Below are 23,006 nucleotides of genomic sequence, written 5' to 3' on the forward strand. Positions count from 1 at the left end.
GACTGTATCATTTTGTAGGCCGGATAAGGCGGTTACGCCGCCATCCGGCAATACAACGATATTATTCAAAACGCACGGGAAGTGTCTTCCCGTTCGACTCCCAGACGCCCTGATAGACACCGTCTTTTAATTCCAGCGTTATCTTCTCTTCCGATTGTTCAGCGGCAGACGTCTTCAGTTCATAATGTCGATTGTCGGCTGTGTCGCACTTACCGGTTAATTCAATCGGCGCGCCAAATTTCTGGTAAAAGTAAGCCCCTTCAAAAAAATCACCGTAATTACAGTCCACCTTCAGCACAATACGCATGCTTTTTCCCAGCGTGCCGTACATGACCTTGCCGTCAATGCCGGGCGTGGGCTCAACCGGTGTTGTACTCTTTGCACCAGTCAGATACTGGCCGTATGGCGTGAACTGATTATGCAGTTCTTCAGTAGGTATTTTCGTGGTGAAATCGCCCAGTTCATCGCCCGCGCGGTTGGCATGGTTGCTACAGCGTCCGTTCAGGAAAGCCAGATGATCTTTTTGTAGGGAGAATTTGTCGATGTAGTACAACCCGTCAGTGTAGGTTGCGCACGAGGCGTAGAATTCGGCATAGCCAGAATCTCCACCTTCCTTCTGTGCGGCAACAAAGGTATCAATTTGGCTGCGGATATCTTTTCTGATGCGGGTGTTTAATTCGGCCATCGTGGAGCGGGAGAAAAGATCGCTAAGGGTAATTGCTGCGCCGCTGGCTAAATCGAAATTTACCGGCACATTGTAGGACTCGCAATATGCTCCACATCCCTCGACTGTTATATTCAGTGACAGGATTTTGTCATCGCGATACTCAACCGTGTAGTCAATATTTGCGGTGGGATTCATCTCTGAATTTGCAAACTGATTTACTGTGGTTTGCGGATTATTTCCCGGTAGCTGATTGATAAAGCTTGCGAAAATGTAATCGTTAATGCGTTTTGCAACCTGGGGATTATCCGTTGAGGTAAACCACGGCACGCGATACTGCATCTCAGTGCTATTGGGATAGCGATACTCAAGGTTCTTTATTTCAAGCTGCGTTGCGCTGGCGTGGCTGGAAAGAAGCAGTAAAGCCAATGTGCTCAGATATCCTTTCATCATAATTCCTTGTCTGCGTGTGGCCTGAAGAGTTACTCGTAGTAGTTATAAATTCCCGCAGCTATCACCAGCTGTGACGCCACTTCATGAGCCTTTTCGCGGCTTACCAGTAGATCAATGATTTTTAAACCAAAATCAATCGATGTTCCCGGTCCCTGGCTGGTAAGCAGGTTGACGCGCGGATCCCACACGACACGCTTGTCTTGCCATTGTTCTGCGGGGATTTTGTCTTTCAACGCCGGGAAACCCGTCATATTTCCGATGGGGAAGATATCGTGTGGGACAAGTACGGTGGCGGCAGTGGCGCAAATGGCTGCGACAATACGTCCGGAACGATGAAACTGCTTCACGGTTTCGATAAGCAGAGGGCTGTCGCGAAAACACTCCGCGCCTTTAATTCCGCCGGGCAATACGATGATGTCGAAATCGCCGTCAGCAACTTCAACCAACGGTGCGTCAGCCAGCAGTTTCACTCCGCGTGAGCACACAATCGTCAGGCAGCCATCGCTGGCGACGCTTGCAGTAGTGACCTTAATTCCGCCGCGAACCAGCAGATCGATAGTGGTGACTGCTTCGGTCTCTTCACTACCAGGGGCGAGACAAACCAGTGCTTGAGCGCTCATACTCACTTTCCTTTCTCTTTACCATTTCAAACAGGTGGGCATTTTCCGGGACGGCGATGCCGTGTGCACGGGCGCGTTTTAACAGGTAACCGGTAATATAGTCGATCTCTGTATGGCGCATGGCACGAATATCCTGCAGCATTGATGAGATATTTTCTGCCGTACTGTCAATGACTTGCTCGACATAATAGCGTAAATCATCCGCTGATGTGTGGTGGCCTTCGCGTTCAATAACCGCTGCTACTTCCTCACAGATTAGCGCTATTTTTTCCGGATGCTGACGCAGTTCGCCGTTTGGGCAGTCCCAGAGCGCCGTCAGCGGATTAATGACGCAGTTTACGGCCAGTTTGCGCCACAGTTCGGCACGAATATTATTATGCCAGGCGACATCCGGTAGTACTTCTTGCAGTGTTTCAGCCAGATAGCTGAAATCACCGTCCTGCTCACGCGCCGGACCGATGCGCGTTGTGCCCTGAGCGACATGAATGATGACATTTCCGTCGCGACGTGCCGCGTGGGTGGTGGTGCCCATCAGCAGAGGCTGTTTAATGTTTTGCAGCTCTTCAATCGTCCCCATACCGTTGTGAATCAGCAAAATGGGGGTAGTTTCAGGCAGAATTGCGGCCAGACCTTTTACCGCATCAGAAACCTGCCAGGCTTTAAGTGTAACCAGTAACAGGTCGCTTTTTGCCAAAAAGTCGGGGTCGTTTGCCGTCAGGGATTCATTAAAAACTGATCCATCCGTGTCGATCAGGTTCACGCTGCAGTAGGGCTGTGGCACGCGTAGCCACCCTTGCACCTCATGTCCATGTTTGCACAGCGTGGTAAGCCACAGCTGTCCTAACGCTCCACATCCCAGTACGGTAATTTTCATTCTTCCTCCTCACCTGCAACAGCACCAGGTGTTAATCCATATCGGCCGTACCCCTTTATTGTTCGCAGGTAACAGTTCCGCGTACAATTAAAGGATACAGCCTAGTATAGCGCTGTCTGTTGGGTAACTTTGCAGGTATTATGCTTCGCATCAAAAATGAAGGGAGAGGAAAAGATGCCATCTTTCGATATTGTCTCTGAAGTTGATCTTCAGGAAGCCCGTAACGCGGTGGATAACGCCAGCCGCGAAGTAGAGTCACGCTTTGATTTTCGTGGCGTTGAAGCGACTTTTGAGCTGAATGAGTCAAATAAGACGATTAAGGTGCTGAGCGAGTCTGATTTCCAGGTCAATCAACTGCTGGATATTTTGCGTGCCAAGCTACTGAAACGCGGTATTGAAGGCACATCGCTGGACGTACCGGAAACCTTCGTGCACAGCGGTAAAACCTGGTTTGTGGAAGCGAAGCTGAAGCAGGGCATCGAAAGCGCGGTGCAAAAGAAAATCGTTAAGCTGATTAAAGACAGCAAACTGAAGGTGCAGGCGCAGATTCAGGGTGAAGAAATCCGTGTAACCGGTAAAGCACGTGACGATCTGCAATCCGTCATGGCGTTGGTTCGTGGGGGCGACCTCGGCCAGCCGTTCCAGTTTAAGAACTTCCGCGATTAAGTCGTAATGCCCGCTTATCCGGCCTACAGGTAGCACACGCTATTTGTAGGCCGGATAAGACGTCGCCATCCTGCAATCTTCACGCCTGACTTATCGCCTGCTCAACTTCGAATCGATTGGTCACTTTGCTGTCGATTTTTACGTAAGCCGAATGCTCTTGCGCCACAATTAATACTTCGCTTATCCCTTCTTTAGCCAGAAGGCGCTGCTTCAGGGTGTCATCCGCGGCAATCTCCGGTGGGATTTCCACGCGCAGGCTGCTAACGTACGGCGGTTCTTTCATTGTGCTGGCCACCAACAACCACACTGCCGCCAGAAGCGCGCCGGCCAGGAATACCGCCTGACCATCAAACATGTCGACTACCCAACCGCCCAGCGAGCCGCCAATTGCCACGCCAAGAAACTGGCTGGTGGAGTAAACGCCCATCGCCGTACCTTTATAGCCCGCCGGAGATTCTTTACTGATAAGCGAGGGGAGTAGGGCTTCCATCAGGTTGAAGGCGAGGAAGAATATCTGCACGCCCGCAATCAGCCCCCAAAAACGAATGTTTGCGCTCCACAATACAATTTCTGCGACAAGAATCAGTAACACGCAGGCGAGGAACACGCGTTTCATTCGGCGTTTCACTTCGGCGTAAATGATGAACGGCACCACGGAAACAAAGGACAGCAGCATCGTCACCAGATAAATTTTCCAGTGTTCGGCGGCGGGGAAGCCCGATTTCGCCAACTGACCTGGCAAGGCGACGAAAGTGGACATCAGTAAAATGTGCAGACACATGATGCCGAAGTTGAGCTTCAGCAGTTTTGGTTCCGCCAGCACTTTGCTGAAGCTGCCTTTTACCATGCCTGATTCGCGGTTCAGTACGTGGGTCGTGCTATTGGGAACGACCCAAATAGTCAGCACGATACCTGTGGTCGCAAGGCCCGCGATCATCCAGAACAGCGCGTGTAGCCCCAGCGCGTGGGTAACGATCGGCCCCAGTACCATCGCAATGGCGAAGGTGATACCAAAGCTGACGCCAATAAACGCCATTGCTTTGGTTCGGTTTTGCTCGCGGGTTAAGTCGGACAGCAGCGCCATTACGGCGGCGGCAATCGCGCCAGAGCCCTGGAGGGCCCGACCGAGAATAATTCCCCAGATTGAATCTGAGAGGGCGGCAATCACGCTACCGACAACAAATACCGCCAGTCCGCCGACAATAAGCGGCTTACGGCCGATGCGGTCTGAAAGCAGACCAAAGGGGATCTGGAAGATGGCTTGCGCCAGGCCATAAATACCGATAGCAAGTCCGATCAATGCTTCGCTGGCACCCTGTAGTGCCATACCATACGTGGTCAGAACCGGCAGGACCATAAACATGCCAAGCATGCGCAACGAAAATACGGTCCCTAAACCCCAGGTGGCGCGCAACTCACCGGGCGTCATTTTGTAATCGTTCATTCCCACCTCTGTATTAATTTCGCGCCTAGTGTAAAGCGGGAAGAGGGCCGGGTAAATATGCGCTTCATTAACAAATGTTGTGAGTGTGAGGAGAGGGGGGAAGCAAAACAACAAATAAAAAAGGGTGCCAGAGCACCCTTTTCATATAAGCAGATTCTTACCAAACGTAAGTCAGCAGGTTCTGCGAGTTTGGCACCATAAAGTCGACGGACATCATCACGGAAAGTGCGGTAATGGCGATGATGGAGAAGCCGAACAGCTTGCGCGCCCAGACTCTGTCATCTTCCACTTTATAACCGCGCAGCGCCATGCCCAACCACCAGACGCTCACCGCCGCAGCAACAATCAGGTATTTATAACCTGCATAGCCGCCCAGGGTTAGCATCAGCGTGGCGATAGCAAATGCCACAATATACAGCGTGATATGGTTCTTCGCGACCGAAATGCCTTTTACCACCGGCAGTACCGGGATATTGGCAGCCTGATAATCCTTAAAGCGGAAAATCGCAATCGCGTAAGAGTGCGGCATTTGCCACAGGCTGAAAATAGCCAGCAGAATCAGCGCACCGCTATCGAACTCACCGGTTACGGCGCAGTAGCCAATCACCGGCGGCGCAGCGCCGGAGAGTGAGCCAATCAGCGTCCCGTAAACGGAATGGCGCTTCATATACAGGCTATAGACGCCCACATATACCACGAAGCCCATCACCCCCAGCCAGCAGGCCAGAGGGTTGGCGCCAAACCACAGCAGCATAAAGCCAGCGATACCCAGCAAGGTGGCGTATACCAGCGAGACGGCAGGAGAAATCAGACCTTTAACCAGCACGCGGTTTTTGGTCCTCTCCATCTTCCTGTCGATATCCCTGTCGATATAGTTGTTAAATACACAACCCGACGCCACAACCAGTGACACCCCAACCAGCGTGTAGATAAACAGGGGATAGTCGATGCTGCCTTTCGAGGCCAGCAGGAACCCCCCAATCACCGAGATCAGGTTGCCAAAGATGATTCCTGGTTTCGTAACTTGCAGGTATTGCTTAAACATCATAATCGCCGCTCTTAGTGCATCATCATGTTGTAGTTAAGGTTCCACATAATCCAGATGGAACCCACAACCAGAATGGCGATGATTAGCACAGTAAAGACAAAGGCCGTCATGTTCCAACCTTCATCAGATTTGCTATTCATGTGCAAGAAGCACACCAGGTGCACCAGAATCTGTACCACTGCCATTGCCAGAATAGTTCCCAGAATGACGGCCGGAGAGGCAGAACCTGTCATTACCATCCAGAACGGAATGACCGTCAGGATGATCGACAGGATAAAACCTGTCATGTAGGTTTTTACGCTGCCATGGGATGCGCCGCCGCTCTCGTTAGAATGACTCATTACATCGCCCCCATCAGATAAACAACAGTGAACACACAGATCCACACCACATCCAGGAAGTGCCAGAACAGGCTCAGGCACATGATGCGGGTACGGTTAGTACTGGTCAGGCCGCGACGGGCAACTTGCACCATCAGCACCGCCATCCAGATAAGACCGGAGGTGACGTGCAGACCGTGCGTGCCGACCAGCGCGAAGAACGCAGACAGGAAGCCGCTGCGATCCGGGCCCATACCGTTAACAATCAGGTGATGGAATTCATAGAGTTCCATCCCGATGAATCCGGCACCGAACAAGAAAGTCAACGCCAGCCAGGAGATGACCTGGCTCTTGTTGTTCTTATACATGGCGATCGCCGCCATGCCATAGGTAATGGAGCTAAATAACAGCAGGAATGTTTCAACCAGAACGAACGGCAGTTCAAAAATGTCCTTACCTGTCGGGCCACCTGCGGTGCCGTTCACCAGAACGGCATAGGTTGCAAACAGAATTGAGAACAGAATGCAGTCGCTCATCAGGTAGACCCAGAATCCGAAGATCTTGGTCTGGCCTGCATCGTGGTGCCCGTGTTCGTGCGCGTGGGCAGTCGCGTGCGTTAAAGTATCAGTTGCCATTTTTCAGCCCTGCCTTAGTAATCTCATCGAAATGCTGGTTTTCCAGTTTTTCGACTTCCGGGACCGGCACGTAGTAATCCACGTCTTCATCAAAGCTTTTCACAATCCAGCTAATGATCATGCCTGCGAAGCTTGCAATCGCCAGCCACCAGATATGCCAGATCATGGCGAAACCAAACAGTGTTGCGAAGGCGGTAATGACGATACCGGCACCGCTGTTCTTCGGCATATGAATCTCTTCATAGTGCGCAGGCTGCTTGTACGCTTCACCTTTTTCTTTCATTTCCCAGAAGGCATCACGCTCGTGAACGTGCGGCACAACGGCAAAGTTATAGAACGGAGGCGGGGAAGAGGTTGCCCACTCCAGCGTACGACCACCCCATGGGTCACCGGTCAGGTCACGGTTCTGCTCGCGGTCGCGAATAGACACGTACATCTGAATGAACTGGCACAGGATACCCAGTGCAATCAGCGCGGCGCCACAGGCGGCAACAACCAGCATCGGATGGAACTGCGGGTCAATCTGCTGGCTGAGGCGACGGGTCATACCCATAAAGCCCAGCACGTACAGCGGCATAAATGCCACGAAGAAGCCGATGATCCAGAACCAGAAGGCGCGTTTACCCCAGGTCTCGTTCAGCGTGAAGCCAAACGCTTTTGGCCACCAGTAGGTCATACCCGCGAAGCAACCAAATACCACGCCGCCGATGATAACGTTATGGAAGTGCGCAATCAGGAACAGACTGTTGTGCAGTACGAAGTCGGCACCCGGAACCGCCAGCAGTACGCCGGTCATGCCGCCGACTGAGAAGGTGACGATAAAGCCAATCGTCCACAGCATTGCTGAGTGGAATACGATACGGCCCTGATACATGGTGAACAGCCAGTTGAAGATCTTCACCCCGGTCGGGATGGCGATAATCATGGTGGTAATACCGAAGAAGGCGTTTACGTTTGCGCCTGCACCCATGGTGAAGAAGTGGTGCAGCCAAACAATGAACGACAGAACGGTGATACACACGGTTGCCCACACCAGCGAGGTGTAACCAAACAGACGCTTACGCGAGAAGGTTGCTGCGACTTCGGAGAATACCCCGAATACTGGCAGGATCAGAATGTACACTTCCGGATGGCCCCAGGCCCAAATCAGGTTGATGTACATCATCATGTTGCCGCCCATATCGTTGGTAAAGAAATGGGTGCCCAGATAGCGATCCAGGGTCAGCAACGCGACGGTAACCGTCAGAATTGGGAACGAAGCGATAATCAGGATGTTCGCGCACAGAGATGCCCAGCTAAATACCGGCATCTTGAACATGGTCATTCCTGGCGCACGCATCTTAATGATGGTCACAAAGAAGTTGATACCGGTCAGGGTTGTACCAATACCGGACAACTGGACGGCCCATATCCAATAATCGACCCCGACGCTTGGACTGTACTCTATCCCCGAAAGAGGCGGATACGCCAGCCAACCGGTCTGCGCGAATTCACCGACGCCCAGAGACAGGTTAACCAGGATTACGCCAACAACGGTGAACCAGAAGCTCAGGTTGTTCAGGAACGGGAATGCAACGTCACGCGCGCCAATCTGCAGTGGAACCACGAGGTTCATCAGACCGATAACAAATGGCATTGCCACGAAGAAGATCATAATCACGCCGTGAGCCGTGAAGATCTGGTCGTAGTGGTGAGGTGGCAGGAAACCCGCTTCACCTGCAGAAGCCAGCGCTTGCTGACTACGCATCATTACGGCATCGGCAAAGCCACGAATCAACATCACGATTGCGACGATGACATACATGATGCCAAGGCGTTTGTGGTCAACCGAAGTCAGCCACTCTTTCCACAGGTAGGTCCACTTACCGAAGTAAGTGATAAGGCCGAGTAAGGCCGCACCACCGATGATAATGGCAGCGATCGTAACCATGACGATTGGTTCATGGAACGGAACTGCATCAAGTGTCAATTTTCCGAACATCGTATTCTTCTCAACCCCTTGAGTTGGCGGATTCCGCGTGGCTCATGTCCATGCCTTCCATACCTTCGTGTGCGCTGTGCTCACCTTCTGGTTGGGTCATGTCCATGCTCTTACCGTGAGCCATAAATTTGTTAATAACATCTTTAAACAAATCAGGTTTCACGTTGGAGAAGTATTCCACCTGGTTGTATTCGCTTGGCACAGCCACTTTTTCGAACGCTGCCATGTCGTTCATGGTGTTCGGAGACTGTTTAGCTTTAGCAACCCATTGGTCGAATTCGGCGCGGTCCTTTGTTGCAATAGCCTTGAATTTCATACCGGAGAAGCCTGGTCCGCTATAGCTTGCGGAGATACCATCATAAGTACCGACTTCGTTGGCGATCAGATGCAGTCGAGTCTGCATACCGGCCATGGCATAAATCTGGCTACCCAGACGTGGGATAAAGAAGGAGTTCATCACGGAGTTGGACGTCACTTTGAATTCGACCGGAGTATTCGCCGGGAAGGCGATTTCATTCACGGTAGCGATACCCTGTTCCGGATAGATGAAGAACCATTTCCAGTCCATGGAAACCACTTCGATGGTAATGGGCTTCTCGTCATGCGCCAGCGGTTTGCTTGGCTCAAGAGCGTGGGTGGTTTTCCAGGTCAGCACAGCAAGGAAAATGATGATTAAGATCGGCACCGTCCAGACCACAGCTTCCACTTTATTGGAGTGTGACCAGTTCGGGCTGTACTTCGCATCTTTATTGCTTGCACGATACTTCCAGGCAAAACCAACAGCCATCAAGATGGCAGGAATAACGACGATCAACATCAGGCCAAATGCCGTCAGTATCAATGAACGTTGTTCCAGTCCAATCTGTCCTTTAGGGTCAAGCAGCGCAGAATTACAGCCACTGAGTAACGCAGTGCCTGCAATTAATGACAACCATCCCAAACTTTTATTGTATTTCCTGAGTCTCATTTAACGACCTCAATTCCACGGGACCGGGTGGCGTTTAAAGTGTGAGGTCATTTTACGGGAAGGTTACATTACTGTAAACATCATTGGATCTGTGTTACTGGGTTCTGCCGAGCGTGTCACATATGTTGCAATATATGTCGAGTTGGCTTTAAGAACCTGTTGCAACATCACGTTATAACGAAAGCAGGCAGGTGAGGGACGTGCGGAGGGCAATTGGTATAACCAATACCAAAATAAAACAATTAATTAACAATTGATTATCAATAAAAAGACAATTACAGAACAAAAAATAAATTTTTCATGGCTGAATCGAGTAAGGAAAATAGCATGTATAAAAGGCGTCAATAATTTCCAAATTCTATGGCGCACAAAATAACAAATAATATTTTTTATCAGTTGTTGTTTATTTAGCCGTTATAATTACGCAGGGTGATTACAACGGCTCAATTAATGTGAAAAATTACGCCAGACGGGTTTTACGCAATGCCAGATAATCCAGCAATCCGCCGAATACCACTCCGCAGACCGCGACTACTACCGAGATTTCAAGCAGTTCCGGCAGGAAGGAGAAATTGGTGTAGTCCAGTGCATTCAGGGTCAGCAACAATAGCCAAACTGCCAGCAAACAGCAGCCCGCGACCAGCGTCATTAATGCCAGACCGTACGCACCACGAAATTCCGTGCGCGGAATAAAGCTTTCATTTTGCCAGCTATGTTCCAGCGTCTGGCGGCAAACCAGCAGCAGCAGGAGTCCGGGCAGTGCGGCAAACACGGAGAACAGATAAAACGTTGGCCACCCGTGCGCTTCGACAAACCAACCCGCTACCGGACCTACGTACACGCGGCCAACGGCTGAAAGCGCGGAGAGCAGGGCGAACTGAGTCGCTGAGAAGGACTTATTGCATAGCGTCATTAATAAGGCGACAAACGCCGCGGTGCCCATCCCGCCACACAGGTTTTCAAAGAAAACGGCGGCGGCCATACTGAACATGTGTTTGTCAGTGACGGACAGCAGCCAGTAACCTGCGTTTGATGCCCCTTGCAGAATACCGAAAATCAACAATGCGCGGAACAGCGAGAGACGCTGCATCAGGATCCCGCCGTACAGCGCGCCAACAATGGTTGCCAGCAGCCCCAGCGTTTTATTCACCACGCCGACTTCACCCGCATCAAATCCGACACCGCGGATTAAAAAAGTAGTGGTCAGACTCATCGCGAAGGCATCACCGAGTTTATACAGCACGATCAGGAGCAGGATCAGCCAGGCATTGTTCCGGCCAAAAAAGTCTCGCAGCGGAGCCGCAACTGCCTGTTCCAGCGATTTAGGCACCGGAATAGCATCTGTCGGTTCTGGCGCTAACAGGGTCGCGATGATGCAAGGGATCAGCAGCGCCGCCATCAGCCAATACATTCCCTGCCAGCCGAGCCAGCGATCGGCCATCCACAGGGCCAGCCCACCGGAAACCAGCATCCCTAAACGGTAACCCAGCACGCTGATTGCTGCACCTGCGCCACGCTCTTCGGTGGGCAATACGTCGGTTTTCCAGGCGTCAAAGACGATATCCTGCGATGCCGAACAAAACGCGATCACTACCGCCAGCGCGGCCATCCAGCGTAGCTGCGTACCCGGCTCCAGAAAGCCCATCGCGGCGATAGAAATCAATAGCAGTAGCTGGGTCGCCAGTAGCCAACCGCGACGTCGGCCCAAAAACGGCGGCGTATAGCGGTCCATTAATGGAGACCAGAGGAACTTAAATACGTAGGCCTGGCCGACCAGAGAAAAGAAACCGATGGTTTTAAGATCGATATTCTCGACCGTCATCCACGCCTGGAGAGTACCGGATGTCAGTGCGAGCGGTAATCCGGAGGCGAACCCCAGAATGAGCAGGATAGCTGAACGTGGTTGCTGAAAAATACGTAAGTAATGACTGGACATGGGCTTCTATAGGCCCGACGAACGCCGGGCCATAAGGGCAGAAATTAACGAGCGTTCTGCTTGATGAAATCGTGAACGCTGGTGTCCTGAGACATATCAGCGATGGTGTCGGTCAGGACGCTGTTAACGGCATCAGCAATATTTTTGTTGGAGGCCTGCAGCGCGCCTTCAACAGAGTAGCTTGCGCGGTAGTTTTTGGTCATCTTATTACCGTTAGCGGCGGTCGCGATAATGGCGATGTCTGCTTTGGTGGCGATGTTGTAACGCACGCTACCCTGAGACACGTCCGCATACAGCTGGCTAACGATGATTTGCAGGTTTACTGCACCGTTCGGACCAATCATATAACCACGCGCGGTCATCTGTTTTTCCAGCACTTCTTGCAGCAGGAAACGCAGATCGCGAGAAGCAGTCAGGGTAACCAGCTGGTTGTCGCGGGTGACTTTTGCCAGCGCCTGATCCTGACGCTGGTCGGCGCCGTTGATACTCACGGTCACGCCCATCAGGCTCGGATCCTGCTGCGGCAGGGTGATTTTGGGGGAGACTTCAATGGTGGTTGGCGGCGTTGCGCATCCTGCCAACATAAACATTGCAACTAACGGGAAGAGGATTTTTTTAAACATGCCAGGGCTCTCAGCGAATCTAAATTGTGTGGTTAGAGAAAATTCCAGCCATCATAACATCGCCAACGATGAGGGGAAGTGGGTAACGCATGTAAATTCATTGTGTTGTCCGTTTTATGACTTTATGAAGACCATAAACGGACTTTTTGCCATAAATCGAAGTGAGGATTTAGTGAACTTCATCCATTTGGCTGAGAAAATCAGATAAGCGCTAATTTTTTGTTGCTAAGGTGTAATGAAAACGGTAAAAGCGGCTAGTATTTAAAGGGATGGGTGACATCTCAGCGTTGTCGGAGGAAAAATTTCATGATGATTCGTGAGCAAATAGAAGAAAAATTAAGGGCAGCGTTCGAACCCGTATTCCTCGAAGTTGTGGATGAAAGCTATCGTCACAATGTCCCGGCTGGTTCTGAAAGCCACTTTAAGGTTGTGCTGGTTAGCGATCGCTTTACAGGTGAACGTTTTCTTAATCGTCATCGGATGATTTACGGCACGTTAACGGCGGAACTCTCCACTACCGTACATGCGTTAGCCCTGCATACCTATACCATTAAGGAGTGGGAAGCGTTGCAGGACACGATCTTTGCGTCGCCTCCTTGTCGTGGAGCCGGGAGCATCGCGTAGAAAAACGGATTTGCAACAACCGACGCTTTTCCAGTATGTTGCTACAGAATATGTGAAAACGGCCTGCGGGCCGTTTTGTTTTGTCTGCATTCTGGGGCTGTCGTACAGTATTCAGACAAAAATTAGCCGGGAATTGTGAAAAAAGCCGCAGCAACGCGCGATAACCGTTCTCGACTCATAAAAGTGATGCCGCTATAATGCGCGTCTTATTTTTCGGAATGTCTTCGGGATGATTCTGACGACAGGGAATGTGATTGCTTATGAGAACATCCCAGTTCCGCGAAGCCAACAACCTGTGCTTGCGGAGAAGAGTTGACCGAGCACTGTGATTTTTTGAGGTAACAAGATGCAAGTTTCAGTTGAAACCACTCAAGGCCTTGGCCGCCGTGTAACGATTACTATCGCTGCTGACAGCATCGAGACCGCTGTGAAAAGCGAGCTGGTCAACGTAGCGAAGAAAGTGCGTATTGACGGTTTCCGCAAAGGAAAAGTACCGATGAATGTTGTTGCTCAGCGTTATGGCGCTTCCGTGCGTCAGGACGTGCTGGGCGACCTGATGAGCCGCAACTTCGTTGACGCGATCATCAAAGAAAAAATCAATCCGGCTGGCGCACCGAACTACGTTCCGGGTGAATACAAGCTGGGTGAAGATTTTACTTACGCGGTAGAGTTCGAAGTTTACCCGGAAGTTGAGCTGACTGGCCTGGAAGCAATCGAAGTTGAAAAACCGGTTGTTGAAGTCACCGACGCTGACGTTGATGTAATGCTGGACACCCTGCGTAAGCAGCAGGCTACCTGGAAAGACAAAGACGGCGCTGCTGATGCAGAAGATCGTGTAACCATCGACTTCACCGGTTCTGTAGACGGCGAAGAGTTCGAAGGCGGCAAAGCGTCTGACTTCGTACTGGCGATGGGCCAGGGTCGTATGATCCCGGGCTTTGAAGAAGGCGTTAAAGGCCACAAAGCTGGCGAAGAGTTCACTATCGACGTGACCTTCCCGGAAGAGTACCACGCTGAAAACCTGAAGGGTAAAGCTGCTAAGTTCGTTATCAACCTGAAGAAAGTTGAAGAACGCGAACTGCCGGAACTGACTGAAGAATTCATCAAGCGTTTCGGCGTTGAAGATGGTTCCGTAGCTGGTCTGCGCGCCGAAGTACGTAAAAACATGGAACGCGAGCTGAAAGGCGCAGTGCGTAACCGCGTTAAGTCTCAGGCGATCGAAGGTCTGGTAAAAGCTAACGACATCGACGTACCGGCTGCTCTGATCGACAGCGAAATCGACGTTCTGCGTCGTCAGGCTGCTCAGCGCTTTGGCGGTAACGAAAAACAAGCTCTGGAACTGCCGCGTGAACTGTTCGAAGAACAGGCTAAGCGTCGCGTAGTTGTGGGCCTGCTGCTGGGCGAAGTCATTCGTACCAACGAGCTGAAAGCTGACGAAGATCGCGTTAAAGGCCTGATCGAAGAGATGGCTTCTGCTTACGAAGATCCGAAAGAAGTTGTTGAGTTCTACAGCAAAAACAAAGAGCTGATGGACAACATGCGTAACGTCGCTCTGGAAGAACAAGCTGTTGAAGCCGTTCTGGCGAAAGCGAAAGTGACTGAAAAAGCCACTTCCTTCAACGAGCTGATGAACCAGCAGGCGTAATTCGTCGCTTTTTAGCGCGAATTTCGTACGCAAGCCCGTCACCTTTTGGTGGCGGGTTTTTTTTTGTCACGCATTTTGCATGGGAAGAGTGCGAAAACAGCGTTTCAGTGTTAGCGTTACAACAAAAGATTGTTATGCTTGAATTATGGCGATGTCGTACCCATTACTGAGGGACTAGCTGATAATCCGTCCATAAGGTTACAATCAGCACAGCAGGTTTTTTCAAATTTTATCCAGGAGACGGAAATGTCATACAGCGGCGAACGAGATAACTTTGCACCCCATATGGCGCTGGTGCCGATGGTCATTGAACAGACCTCACGTGGTGAGCGCTCTTTTGATATCTATTCTCGTCTACTTAAGGAACGCGTCATTTTTATGACTGGCCAGGTTGAAGACCATATGGCTAACCTGATTGTGGCGCAGATGCTGTTCCTGGAAGCAGAAAACCCGGAAAAAGATATCTACCTGTACATCAACTCCCCTGGTGGGGTGATCACTGCCGGGATGTCTATCTATGACACCATGCAGTTTATTAAGCCGGACGTTAGCACCATTTGTATGGGCCAGGCGGCCTCAATGGGCGCGTTCCTGCTGACTGCCGGGGCGAAAGGCAAACGTTTTTGCCTGCCTAACTCTCGCGTCATGATCCATCAGCCTCTGGGCGGTTACCAGGGCCAGGCAACGGATATTGAAATTCATGCCCGCGAAATCCTGAAGGTAAAAGGGCGCATGAACGAACTTATGGCGCATCATACGGGTCAATCTCTTGAGCAGATTGAACGTGATACCGAGCGCGATCGCTTCCTCTCCGCTTCTGAAGCGGTAGAGTACGGTCTGGTCGACTCGATTTTGACCCATCGTAATTAATGCCCAGTGCGCAGGTGTGCCGCTATAATTACCTGGAGCGGCACAACGCTGACTAGCGTCTTGCGCCTGAGAATGGCATTTGCGTCGTCGTGTGCGGCACAAAGAACAAAGAAGAGGTTTTGACCCATGACAGATAAACGCAAAGATGGCTCGGGCAAATTGTTGTACTGCTCTTTTTGCGGCAAAAGCCAGCATGAAGTGCGGAAGCTGATTGCCGGTCCATCCGTGTATATCTGCGACGAATGTGTCGATTTGTGTAACGACATCATTCGCGAAGAGATTAAGGAAGTAGCACCGCACCGTGAACGCAGTGCGCTGCCGACGCCACATGAAATTCGCAATCACCTGGACGATTACGTTATCGGTCAGGAACAGGCGAAGAAAGTGTTGGCGGTCGCGGTATACAACCATTACAAACGTCTGCGCAACGGCGACACCAGCAATGGCGTCGAGTTGGGCAAAAGTAACATCCTGCTGATTGGCCCGACGGGTTCCGGTAAAACGCTGCTGGCTGAAACGCTGGCGCGCCTGCTGGACGTTCCGTTCACCATGGCCGATGCCACCACGCTGACCGAAGCCGGTTATGTGGGTGAAGATGTTGAAAATATTATTCAGAAGCTGCTGCAGAAGTGCGACTACGACGTGCAGAAAGCGCAGCGCGGGATCGTCTATATCGATGAAATCGACAAGATTTCTCGTAAGTCTGACAACCCGTCCATTACCCGCGACGTTTCCGGCGAAGGCGTACAGCAGGCCCTGCTGAAGCTGATTGAAGGCACCGTGGCGGCCGTTCCGCCACAGGGCGGGCGTAAACATCCGCAGCAGGAGTTCTTGCAGGTTGATACCTCTAAGATCCTGTTTATCTGCGGCGGCGCGTTCGCTGGTCTGGACAAAGTAATTGCTAACCGTGTTGAAACCGGCTCAGGCATTGGTTTTGGCGCGACGGTAAAAGCGCAGTCTGATAAAGCCAGCGAAGGTGAGTTGCTGTCGCAGGTGGAGCCGGAAGATCTGATCAAATTTGGTCTGATCCCTGAGTTCATCGGTCGTCTGCCGGTGGTGGCAACGCTGAGCGAATTGAGTGAAGAAGCGCTGATCCAGATCCTGAAAGAGCCGAAAAACGCCCTGACCAAGCAGTACCAGGCGTTGTTCAACCTTGAAGGTGTCGATCTGGAGTTCCGTGAGGAAGCGCTGGATGCTATCGCCAAGAAAGCGATGGCGCGTAAAACCGGTGCCCGTGGTCTGCGTTCTATCGTTGAAGCCGCGCTGCTCGACACCATGTACGATCTGCCTTCTATGGAAGACGTCGAAAAAGTGGTGATCGATGAGTCGGTGATTGGCGGTCAGAGCAAGCCATTGCTGATTTACGGTAAGCCGGAAGCACAGCAGGCATCTGGCGAATAATTCATCAATTCATACAGACATTTAATTAAAAAGGGGGGATTTTATCTCCCCTTTTATTTTTCCGTAAACATGGCGTTGAATGTGTGGGAAACATCCCCATATACTGACATACATGTTAAAGGTGGTGTGAAGCACAGTCGTACCACCTGATTACCTGGCGGACACTAAACTAAGAGAGAGCTCTATGAATCCTGAGCGTTCTGAACGCATTGAAATCCCCGTATTGCCGTTGCGCGATGTGGTGGTTTATCCGCACATGGTCATACCCTTATTTGTAGGGCGGGAAAAATCTATCCGTTGTCTGGAAGCGGCTATGGACCATGATAAAAAAATCATGCTGGTCGCACAGAAAGAAGCGTCAACGGATGAGCCGGGTGTAAACGATCTTTTCACCGTCGGGACCGTGGCCTCTATTTTGCAGATGCTGAAACTGCCTGACGGCACCGTAAAAGTGCTGGTCGAGGGGTTACAGCGCGCGCGTATTTCTGCGCTGTCTGACAACGGCGAGCATTTCTCTGCGAAAGCGGAGTACCTTGACTCGCCAGCCATTGATGAGCGCGAACAGGAAGTGCTGGTGCGTACCGCTATCAGCCAGTTCGAAGGCTATATCAAGCTGAACAAGAAAATCCCACCAGAAGTGCTGACGTCGCTGAACAGCATTGACGATCCTGCGCGTCTGGCGGACACCATCGCTGCACACATGCCGCTGAAGCTTGCTGACAAGCAGTCCGTGCTGGAGATGTCCGACGTTAACGAACGTCTGGAATATCTGATGGCGATGATGGAATCCGAAATCGATCTGCTGCAGGTTGAGAAACGCATTCGCAACCGCGTGAAGAAGCAGATGGAAAAATCCCAGCGCGAGTACTATCTGAACGAGCAGATGAAAGCCATTCAGAAAGAACTCGGCGAGATGGACGACGCGCCGGACGAAAACGAAGCGCTGAAACGTAAAATCGACGCGGCGAAAATGCCGAAAGAGGCAAAAGAGAAAGCGGAAGCAGAACTGCAGAAGCTGAAAATGATGTCTCCGATGTCGGCGGAAGCGACCGTAGTGCGTGGCTACATCGACTGGATGGTACAGGTACCGTGGAATGCGCGTAGCAAGGTCAAAAAAGACCTGCGTCAGGCGCAGGAAATCCTCGATACTGACCATTACGGTCTGGAACGCGTCAAAGACCGTATCCTTGAGTATCTCGCGGTTCAAAGCCGTGTGAACAAAATCAAGGGGCCAATCCTGTGTCTGGTTGGGCCGCCGGGGGTAGGTAAAACTTCTCTGGGGCAGTCCATCGCCAAAGCGACCGGACGTAAATACATCCGTATGGCGCTGGGCGGTGTGCGTGATGAGGCTGAAATTCGCGGTCACCGCCGGACCTATATTGGTTCAATGCCGGGTAAACTGATTCAGAAAATGGCCAAAGTGGGCGTTAAAAACCCGCTGTTCCTGCTCGATGAGATCGACAAAATGTCTTCCGACATGCGAGGCGATCCGGCTTCCGCACTGCTTGAGGTGCTGGATCCAGAGCAGAACGTGGCGTTCAGCGATCACTACCTGGAAGTGGATTACGATCTCAGCGACGTAATGTTTGTTGCGACCTCGAACTCCATGAATATTCCGGCGCCGTTGCTGGATCGTATGGAAGTGATCCGTCTGTCTGGTTATACCGAAGACGAGAAGCTGAACATTGCTAAACGTCACCTGTTGCCGAAACAGATTGAGCGTAACGCGCTGAAAAAAGGCGAGCTGACGGTCGACGATAGCGCCATTGTGGGCATTATTCGTTACTACACCCGTGAAGCTGGCGTGCGTAGTCTGGAGCGCGAAATCTCCAAGCTGTGCCGTAAAGCGGTGAAGCAGCTGCTGCTCGACAAATCACTGAAACATATTGTGATCAATGGCGACAACCTGCACGACTACCTGGGCGTACAGCGCTTTGACTATGGTCGCGCGGACAACGAAAACCGCGTTGGTCAGGTGACCGGTCTGGCGTGGACGGAAGTGGGCGGCGATTTGCTGACCATCGAAACCGCCTGCGTACCGGGTAAAGGCAAGCTGACCTACACCGGTTCTTTGGGTGAGGTAATGCAGGAGTCTATTCAGGCTGCACTGACCGTGGTGCGCGCGCGAGCGGAAAAACTGGGTATTAATCCGGACTTTTACGAAAAACGCGACATCCACGTTCACGTACCTGAAGGGGCGACGCCGAAAGATGGTCCAAGTGCCGGTATTGCCATGTGTACCGCGCTGGTTTCTTGTCTGACTGGTAACCCGGTACGCGCCGATGTGGCGATGACCGGCGAGATCACCCTGCGTGGTCAGGTTCTGCCAATCGGTGGTTTGAAAGAAAAACTGCTGGCGGCGCACCGTGGCGGCATTAAGACGGTCTTAATTCCAGATGAAAACAAACGTGACCTGGAAGAGATTCCGGACAACGTGATTGCCGATCTGGACATCCATCCGGTGAAACGCATCGAGGAGGTTTTGACTCTTGCGTTGCAAAATGAACCGTCTGGAATGCAGGTTGTGACCGCAAAATAGTGACCTCGCGCAAAGAGCACTAATAAAAACAGGGCTGGCAGACCATTTCGGACTTGCCAGCCTTTTTTTGTATAGCTAATTTAGATGACGGATTAGGCTTGCCATCATTAACGGGTGTTGTAAGGGCATGGCAGGCCTGATATAACTGCTGCGCGGTCGCACTTTGAAGGATTCAGGTGCGATATAAATTATAAAAGAGGAAGAGAAGAGTGAATAAATCTCAACTGATCGACAAAATTGCTGCAGGGGCTGATATCTCTAAAGCTGCGGCTGGACGTGCATTAGATGCAATTATTGCTTCTGTTACCGAATCCCTGAAGGAAGGTGATGACGTAGCGCTGGTAGGTTTTGGTACTTTTGCCGTTAAAGAGCGTGCTGCCCGTACTGGTCGCAACCCGCAAACAGGTAAAGAGATCACCATCGCCGCGGCTAAAGTACCGGGCTTCCGTGCAGGTAAAGCACTGAAAGACGCGGTAAACTAAGTGATTTCCCCTTTGGGGATGTGACGAAGTACAAGGGCGCATCAACTGATGTGCCTTTTTTATTTGTGATTCCGGTACTTTCTACGCGTTGTGGGCTGACAATTGCCCCATTTTCTTGTCACAATAGACCTTTGTGCGCAGCGTTCAGGAAACGCTATGCTGCGTGAAGCATATATACTCAACATCCTTGCCGCCGTGGTTGTAACAACGCGCAGGCGGCTTGAAGGATAACGCGTATAGTCATCTACAGCGGAGTGTGGTTACACCATGATGGACAGCTTACGCACGGCTGCTAACAGTCTCGTGCTCAAGATTATTTTCGGTATCATTATCGTGTCGTTCATTTTGACCGGCGTGAGTGGTTACCTGATTGGCGGGGGCAACAATTACGCCGCCAAAGTGAATGGCCAGGAGATCAGCCGCGGGCAATTCGAGAATGCGTTCAATAGCGAACGTAACCGCATGCAGCAGCAGTTGGGCGATCAATACTCTGAGCTGGCGGCGAATGAAGGCTATATGAAAACGCTGCGTCAGCAGGTGCTGAATCGTCTTGTAGACGAAGCGCTGCTGGATCAGTACTCCCGCGAGCTGAAGCTCAATATCAGCGACGATCAGATTAAACAGGCTATTTTCGCCACGCCTGCTTTCCAGGTGGACGGCAAATTTGATAACAACCGCTACAACGCGATTGTGAATCAAATGGGAATGACCGCCGACCAGTACGCTCAGGCATTACGTAACCAGCTCACTACTCAGCAGTTGATCAATGGCGTTGCCGGTACGGACTTCATGCTGAAAGGCGAAACCGACGAGCTGGCGGCGCTGGTCGCACAGCAGCGTATCGTTCGCGAGGCGACGATTGACGTTAACGCGCTTGCCGCGAAGCAATCCGTTACCGAGCAGGAAGTTGCCAGCTACTACGAGCAGAATAAAAACAACTTTATGACGCCGGAACAGTTCCGCGTGAGCTACATCATGCTGGACGCTGCTGCACTGCAGGAGACGGCCAGCGATGCTGATATTCAGTCTTACTATGACCAGCATCAGGACCAGTTCACTCAGCCGCAGCGTAACCGCTACAGCATCATTCAGACTAAAACGGAAGATGAAGCCAAAGCGGTACTGGATGAGCTGAGCAAAGGCGCTGATTTCGCTGCGCTGGCGAAAGAAAAATCAGCCGACATCATCTCTGCCCGTAAAGGTGGCGATATGGGCTGGCTGGAAGATTCCACCACTCCGGATGAGCTGAAAAATGCTGGCCTGAAAGACAAAGGTCAGCTGTCCGGTGTGATTAAATCTTCCGTTGGTTTCCTCATTGCTCGTCTTGACGACGTACAGCCTGCGCAGGTTAAACCGCTGAGCGAAGCCCGTGACGACATTGCGGCGAAAGTGAAGCAGGAAAAAGCGCTGGATGCGTACTATGCGCTACAGCAGAAAGTGAGCGATGCAGCCAGCAACGATAACGAATCTCTGGCGGGTGCGGAGCAGGCTGCTGGTATGAAAGCGGTTGAAACGGGCTGGTTTAGCCGTGACAGCCTGCCGGAAGAGCTGAACTTCAAACCGGTCGCTGACATCATTTTCAATGGTGGTCTGGTTGGCGAGAACGGTACGCCTGGCAGTAACTCGGACATCATTACTGTGGATGGCGATCGCGCATTTGTGCTGCGTATTGCAGAGCACAAAGCCGAAGCCGTTAAGCCACTGGCTGAAGTGAAAGAGCAGGTTACTGCGCTTGTTAAGCACAATAAAGCAGAGCAACAGGCGAAGCTGGATGCCGATAAACTGCTGGCAGACCTGAAAGCCGGTAAAGGCGATGAAGCGATGAAAGCAGCAGGTCTGAGCTTTGGTGAGGCGAAAACGCTGAGCCGCACGGGTCAGGATCCTCTGAGCCAGGCAGCTTTTGGTCTGAGCCTGCCAGCAAAAGACAAACCGAGTTACGGCGTGGCAAACGATATGCAGGGCAACGTTGTTCTGCTTGCGCTGGACGAAGTGAAAGCGGGTTCTATGCCTGAAGCGCAGAAGAAAGCGATGGTTCAGGGGATTACTCAGAACAACGCGCAAATTACCTTTGAAGCGCTGATGAGCAATCTGCGTAAAGCCGCAAAAATTAAAATCGGTGACGCGCTGGAACAGCAGCAATAACCGAGGCAGCTCGCATAAAATTGCAAAAAGTTGTATTAACCAAAGGCCGCTTTCGCGGCCTTTTCCATTTCTGATATTTGCCGTTTGTCTGCTGTTCTGCACCTCGCTATCGTGATTCCACTGTTAACAAACACGGAGAAAACAGTATGAAACATGGAATCAAAGCCCTGCTTATCACCCTTTCATTGACCTGCGCCGGTATGGCCCAAAGCGCATTGGCTGCAGAGCCTGTTGCCAAAAGCCACGCGACTCAAACCAAAGCGGATGCCTCAGGGGCGGCGCAAAGCAAGGCTACGCAACCCGCTAAAGCAAGCGATGATGAAGGCACCAGGGTAAGCATCAATAGCGCTTCTGCGGAGGATTTAGCGCGAGTGATGAATGGGGTCGGACTGAAAAAAGCCCAGGCGATTGTCAGCTATCGTGAGGAGTATGGGCCATTTAAAACGGTCGATGATTTAAAGCAGGTGCCGGGGATGGGCAGTTCTTTGGTAGAGCGTAATTTGGCAGTTTTAACACTTTAATAACTTGCGCAGTGGCCAATATTTGCCACACTAGAGAGGTCATACCAGTTATGGCCTCACTACCCTGAATATATTCCTATAAAAATGTAAGGTTCCTGCGCTATGCAAACACAAATCAAAGTTCGTGGTTTTCATCTTGATGTCTATCAGCACGTCAACAATGCTCGTTATCTTGAGTTTCTGGAAGAAGCACGCTGGGATGGACTGGAAAACAGCGACAGTTTTCAGTGGATGACCGCTCACAACATCGCTTTTGTGGTTGTGAATATTAATATCAACTACCGTCGCCCGGCGGTGCTGAGCGACCTGCTGACTATTACCAGTCAGGTGCAGCAATTAAATGGCAAAAGCGGCGTGTTGAACCAGACTATCACCCTGGAGCCGGAAGGACAGGTGGTGGCAGATGCGTTGATAACCTTCGTCTGTATTGATTTGAAAACGCAAAAAGCACTACCGCTGGAAGGGGAGTTGCGCGAAAAACTGGAGCTGATGGTGAAGTAGCGGAAAATGCCCGGTGGTACTTGCGCTTACCGGGCCTACAATGGTGGTCA

At 51.4% G+C, this 23,006-nt stretch carries 21 protein-coding genes; 10 read left to right on the forward strand and 11 right to left on the reverse strand.

Features of this window, described 5'->3' with window-relative positions; translation table 11 throughout:
- Nucleotides 1-61 precede the first annotated feature (61 nt).
- Genes FDW92_RS17795 through panE form a run of 3 tightly spaced genes read right to left on the reverse strand, consistent with a single transcriptional unit; the run spans nucleotide 62 to nucleotide 2,611 of the window.
- A complete protein-coding gene (locus FDW92_RS17795) occupies nucleotides 62-1,114 on the reverse strand; it encodes a hypothetical protein (RefSeq protein ID WP_042310108.1) in 1,053 nt (350 codons plus the stop codon).
- 32 nt (nucleotides 1,115-1,146) lie between these two features.
- Nucleotides 1,147-1,737, reverse strand: a complete 591-nt coding sequence (yajL, locus tag FDW92_RS17800; protein WP_042310107.1) for a protein deglycase YajL — start codon at nucleotides 1,735-1,737, stop codon at nucleotides 1,147-1,149.
- Entirely contained in the window at nucleotides 1,700-2,611 is a 912-nt protein-coding gene (gene panE, locus FDW92_RS17805) for a 2-dehydropantoate 2-reductase (RefSeq protein WP_038638233.1), read from the reverse strand. Before panE ends, yajL begins: the two co-directional genes overlap by 38 nt.
- A 174-nt stretch (nucleotides 2,612-2,785) precedes the next feature.
- Between panE and FDW92_RS17810 the strand changes: the two genes are divergently transcribed.
- Nucleotides 2,786-3,277, forward strand: a complete 492-nt coding sequence (locus FDW92_RS17810) for a YajQ family cyclic di-GMP-binding protein (protein WP_003831002.1) — start codon at nucleotides 2,786-2,788, stop codon at nucleotides 3,275-3,277.
- Between the two features lie 79 nt (nucleotides 3,278-3,356).
- Here the strand turns inward: FDW92_RS17810 and FDW92_RS17815 are convergent, their stop codons facing one another.
- The 8 genes from FDW92_RS17815 to FDW92_RS17850 form a co-directional block, all read right to left on the reverse strand.
- Nucleotides 3,357-4,721: an MFS transporter gene (locus FDW92_RS17815; RefSeq protein WP_042310104.1), complete on the reverse strand. Its 1,365-nt coding sequence runs from the start codon at nucleotides 4,719-4,721 to the stop codon at nucleotides 3,357-3,359.
- A gap of 157 nt (nucleotides 4,722-4,878) precedes the next feature.
- Nucleotides 4,879-5,769, reverse strand: a complete 891-nt coding sequence (gene cyoE, locus FDW92_RS17820) for a heme o synthase (protein ID WP_003831005.1) — start codon at nucleotides 5,767-5,769, stop codon at nucleotides 4,879-4,881.
- An 11-nt stretch (nucleotides 5,770-5,780) separates the two neighbouring features.
- The gene (locus FDW92_RS17825) at nucleotides 5,781-6,110 is read right to left on the reverse strand and encodes a cytochrome o ubiquinol oxidase subunit IV (protein ID WP_003831006.1); all 330 of its coding nucleotides are present in this window, start codon (nucleotides 6,108-6,110) and stop codon (nucleotides 5,781-5,783) included.
- Nucleotides 6,110-6,724, reverse strand: coding sequence for a cytochrome o ubiquinol oxidase subunit III (locus FDW92_RS17830; protein WP_003831007.1), 615 nt, complete (start codon nucleotides 6,722-6,724; stop codon nucleotides 6,110-6,112). The genes FDW92_RS17825 and FDW92_RS17830 overlap by 1 nt, the downstream gene beginning before the upstream one ends.
- Nucleotides 6,714-8,705 (reverse strand): cytochrome o ubiquinol oxidase subunit I, encoded by a 1,992-nt coding sequence (cyoB, locus tag FDW92_RS17835; RefSeq protein ID WP_042310102.1) that lies wholly within the window; start codon nucleotides 8,703-8,705, stop codon nucleotides 6,714-6,716. The genes FDW92_RS17830 and cyoB overlap by 11 nt, the downstream gene beginning before the upstream one ends.
- A gap of 10 nt (nucleotides 8,706-8,715) precedes the next feature.
- Nucleotides 8,716-9,672, reverse strand: a complete 957-nt coding sequence (cyoA, locus tag FDW92_RS17840) for a cytochrome o ubiquinol oxidase subunit II (RefSeq protein WP_042310101.1) — start codon at nucleotides 9,670-9,672, stop codon at nucleotides 8,716-8,718.
- Nucleotides 9,673-10,132: 460 nt separating this feature from the next.
- A complete protein-coding gene (gene ampG / locus FDW92_RS17845; protein ID WP_038638261.1) occupies nucleotides 10,133-11,608 on the reverse strand; it encodes a muropeptide MFS transporter AmpG in 1,476 nt (491 codons plus the stop codon).
- Between the two features lie 44 nt (nucleotides 11,609-11,652).
- A complete protein-coding gene (locus FDW92_RS17850) occupies nucleotides 11,653-12,231 on the reverse strand; it encodes a lipoprotein (protein WP_003021617.1) in 579 nt (192 codons plus the stop codon).
- 306 nt (nucleotides 12,232-12,537) lie between these two features.
- On the opposite strand from FDW92_RS17850, the gene bolA reads away from it, so the two are divergent.
- The 9 genes from bolA to fadM all read left to right on the forward strand — a co-directional run bounded on the left by bolA (nucleotide 12,538) and on the right by fadM (nucleotide 22,956).
- Complete coding sequence (gene bolA / locus FDW92_RS17855; protein ID WP_042310099.1) at nucleotides 12,538-12,855, forward strand: transcriptional regulator BolA; 318 nt, start codon at nucleotides 12,538-12,540, stop codon at nucleotides 12,853-12,855.
- 346 nt (nucleotides 12,856-13,201) lie between these two features.
- Nucleotides 13,202-14,500, forward strand: coding sequence for a trigger factor (tig, locus tag FDW92_RS17865; protein WP_003021622.1), 1,299 nt, complete (start codon nucleotides 13,202-13,204; stop codon nucleotides 14,498-14,500).
- Between the two features lie 246 nt (nucleotides 14,501-14,746).
- Nucleotides 14,747-15,370, forward strand: a complete 624-nt coding sequence (gene clpP / locus FDW92_RS17870) for an ATP-dependent Clp endopeptidase proteolytic subunit ClpP (protein WP_032939995.1) — start codon at nucleotides 14,747-14,749, stop codon at nucleotides 15,368-15,370.
- Nucleotides 15,371-15,496: 126 nt separating this feature from the next.
- Nucleotides 15,497-16,771, forward strand: coding sequence for an ATP-dependent protease ATP-binding subunit ClpX (gene clpX / locus FDW92_RS17875; RefSeq protein WP_003831013.1), 1,275 nt, complete (start codon nucleotides 15,497-15,499; stop codon nucleotides 16,769-16,771).
- A gap of 184 nt (nucleotides 16,772-16,955) precedes the next feature.
- A complete protein-coding gene (gene lon / locus FDW92_RS17880; protein ID WP_038638272.1) occupies nucleotides 16,956-19,310 on the forward strand; it encodes an endopeptidase La in 2,355 nt (784 codons plus the stop codon).
- A gap of 209 nt (nucleotides 19,311-19,519) precedes the next feature.
- Complete coding sequence (gene hupB / locus FDW92_RS17885; RefSeq protein WP_003021629.1) at nucleotides 19,520-19,792, forward strand: nucleoid-associated protein HU-beta; 273 nt, start codon at nucleotides 19,520-19,522, stop codon at nucleotides 19,790-19,792.
- A 267-nt stretch (nucleotides 19,793-20,059) separates the two neighbouring features.
- A complete protein-coding gene (gene ppiD, locus FDW92_RS17890) occupies nucleotides 20,060-21,934 on the forward strand; it encodes a peptidylprolyl isomerase (protein WP_042310097.1) in 1,875 nt (624 codons plus the stop codon).
- Nucleotides 21,935-22,080: 146 nt separating this feature from the next.
- The gene (locus tag FDW92_RS17895) at nucleotides 22,081-22,455 is read left to right on the forward strand and encodes a helix-hairpin-helix domain-containing protein (RefSeq protein ID WP_042310096.1); all 375 of its coding nucleotides are present in this window, start codon (nucleotides 22,081-22,083) and stop codon (nucleotides 22,453-22,455) included.
- Nucleotides 22,456-22,557: 102 nt separating this feature from the next.
- Entirely contained in the window at nucleotides 22,558-22,956 is a 399-nt protein-coding gene (fadM, locus tag FDW92_RS17900; protein WP_042310094.1) for a long-chain acyl-CoA thioesterase FadM, read from the forward strand.
- Nucleotides 22,957-23,006 lie beyond the last annotated feature (50 nt).

The sequence above is a fragment of the Citrobacter sp. wls706 genome (genome assembly GCF_005281305.1).
Lineage (GTDB): Bacteria > Pseudomonadota > Gammaproteobacteria > Enterobacterales > Enterobacteriaceae > Citrobacter > Citrobacter werkmanii.

What these genes read in the sequence shown, in the direction of transcription:
- FDW92_RS17795 (WP_042310108.1), bottom strand. Translation starts at nt 1,114, where the DNA reads ATGAAAGGATATCTGAGCACATTGGCTTTACTGCTTCTTTCCAGCCAC.
- yajL (WP_042310107.1), bottom strand. Translation starts at nt 1,737, where the DNA reads ATGAGCGCTCAAGCACTGGTTTGTCTCGCCCCTGGTAGTGAAGAGACC.
- panE (WP_038638233.1), bottom strand. Translation starts at nt 2,611, where the DNA reads ATGAAAATTACCGTACTGGGATGTGGAGCGTTAGGACAGCTGTGGCTT.
- FDW92_RS17810 (WP_003831002.1), top strand. Translation starts at nt 2,786, where the DNA reads ATGCCATCTTTCGATATTGTCTCTGAAGTTGATCTTCAGGAAGCCCGT.
- FDW92_RS17815 (WP_042310104.1), bottom strand. Translation starts at nt 4,721, where the DNA reads ATGAACGATTACAAAATGACGCCCGGTGAGTTGCGCGCCACCTGGGGT.
- cyoE (WP_003831005.1), bottom strand. Translation starts at nt 5,769, where the DNA reads ATGATGTTTAAGCAATACCTGCAAGTTACGAAACCAGGAATCATCTTT.
- FDW92_RS17825 (WP_003831006.1), bottom strand. Translation starts at nt 6,110, where the DNA reads ATGAGTCATTCTAACGAGAGCGGCGGCGCATCCCATGGCAGCGTAAAA.
- FDW92_RS17830 (WP_003831007.1), bottom strand. Translation starts at nt 6,724, where the DNA reads ATGGCAACTGATACTTTAACGCACGCGACTGCCCACGCGCACGAACAC.
- cyoB (WP_042310102.1), bottom strand. Translation starts at nt 8,705, where the DNA reads ATGTTCGGAAAATTGACACTTGATGCAGTTCCGTTCCATGAACCAATC.
- cyoA (WP_042310101.1), bottom strand. Translation starts at nt 9,672, where the DNA reads ATGAGACTCAGGAAATACAATAAAAGTTTGGGATGGTTGTCATTAATT.
- ampG (WP_038638261.1), bottom strand. Translation starts at nt 11,608, where the DNA reads ATGTCCAGTCATTACTTACGTATTTTTCAGCAACCACGTTCAGCTATC.
- FDW92_RS17850 (WP_003021617.1), bottom strand. Translation starts at nt 12,231, where the DNA reads ATGTTTAAAAAAATCCTCTTCCCGTTAGTTGCAATGTTTATGTTGGCA.
- bolA (WP_042310099.1), top strand. Translation starts at nt 12,538, where the DNA reads ATGATGATTCGTGAGCAAATAGAAGAAAAATTAAGGGCAGCGTTCGAA.
- tig (WP_003021622.1), top strand. Translation starts at nt 13,202, where the DNA reads ATGCAAGTTTCAGTTGAAACCACTCAAGGCCTTGGCCGCCGTGTAACG.
- clpP (WP_032939995.1), top strand. Translation starts at nt 14,747, where the DNA reads ATGTCATACAGCGGCGAACGAGATAACTTTGCACCCCATATGGCGCTG.
- clpX (WP_003831013.1), top strand. Translation starts at nt 15,497, where the DNA reads ATGACAGATAAACGCAAAGATGGCTCGGGCAAATTGTTGTACTGCTCT.
- lon (WP_038638272.1), top strand. Translation starts at nt 16,956, where the DNA reads ATGAATCCTGAGCGTTCTGAACGCATTGAAATCCCCGTATTGCCGTTG.
- ppiD (WP_042310097.1), top strand. Translation starts at nt 20,060, where the DNA reads ATGATGGACAGCTTACGCACGGCTGCTAACAGTCTCGTGCTCAAGATT.
- FDW92_RS17895 (WP_042310096.1), top strand. Translation starts at nt 22,081, where the DNA reads ATGAAACATGGAATCAAAGCCCTGCTTATCACCCTTTCATTGACCTGC.
- fadM (WP_042310094.1), top strand. Translation starts at nt 22,558, where the DNA reads ATGCAAACACAAATCAAAGTTCGTGGTTTTCATCTTGATGTCTATCAG.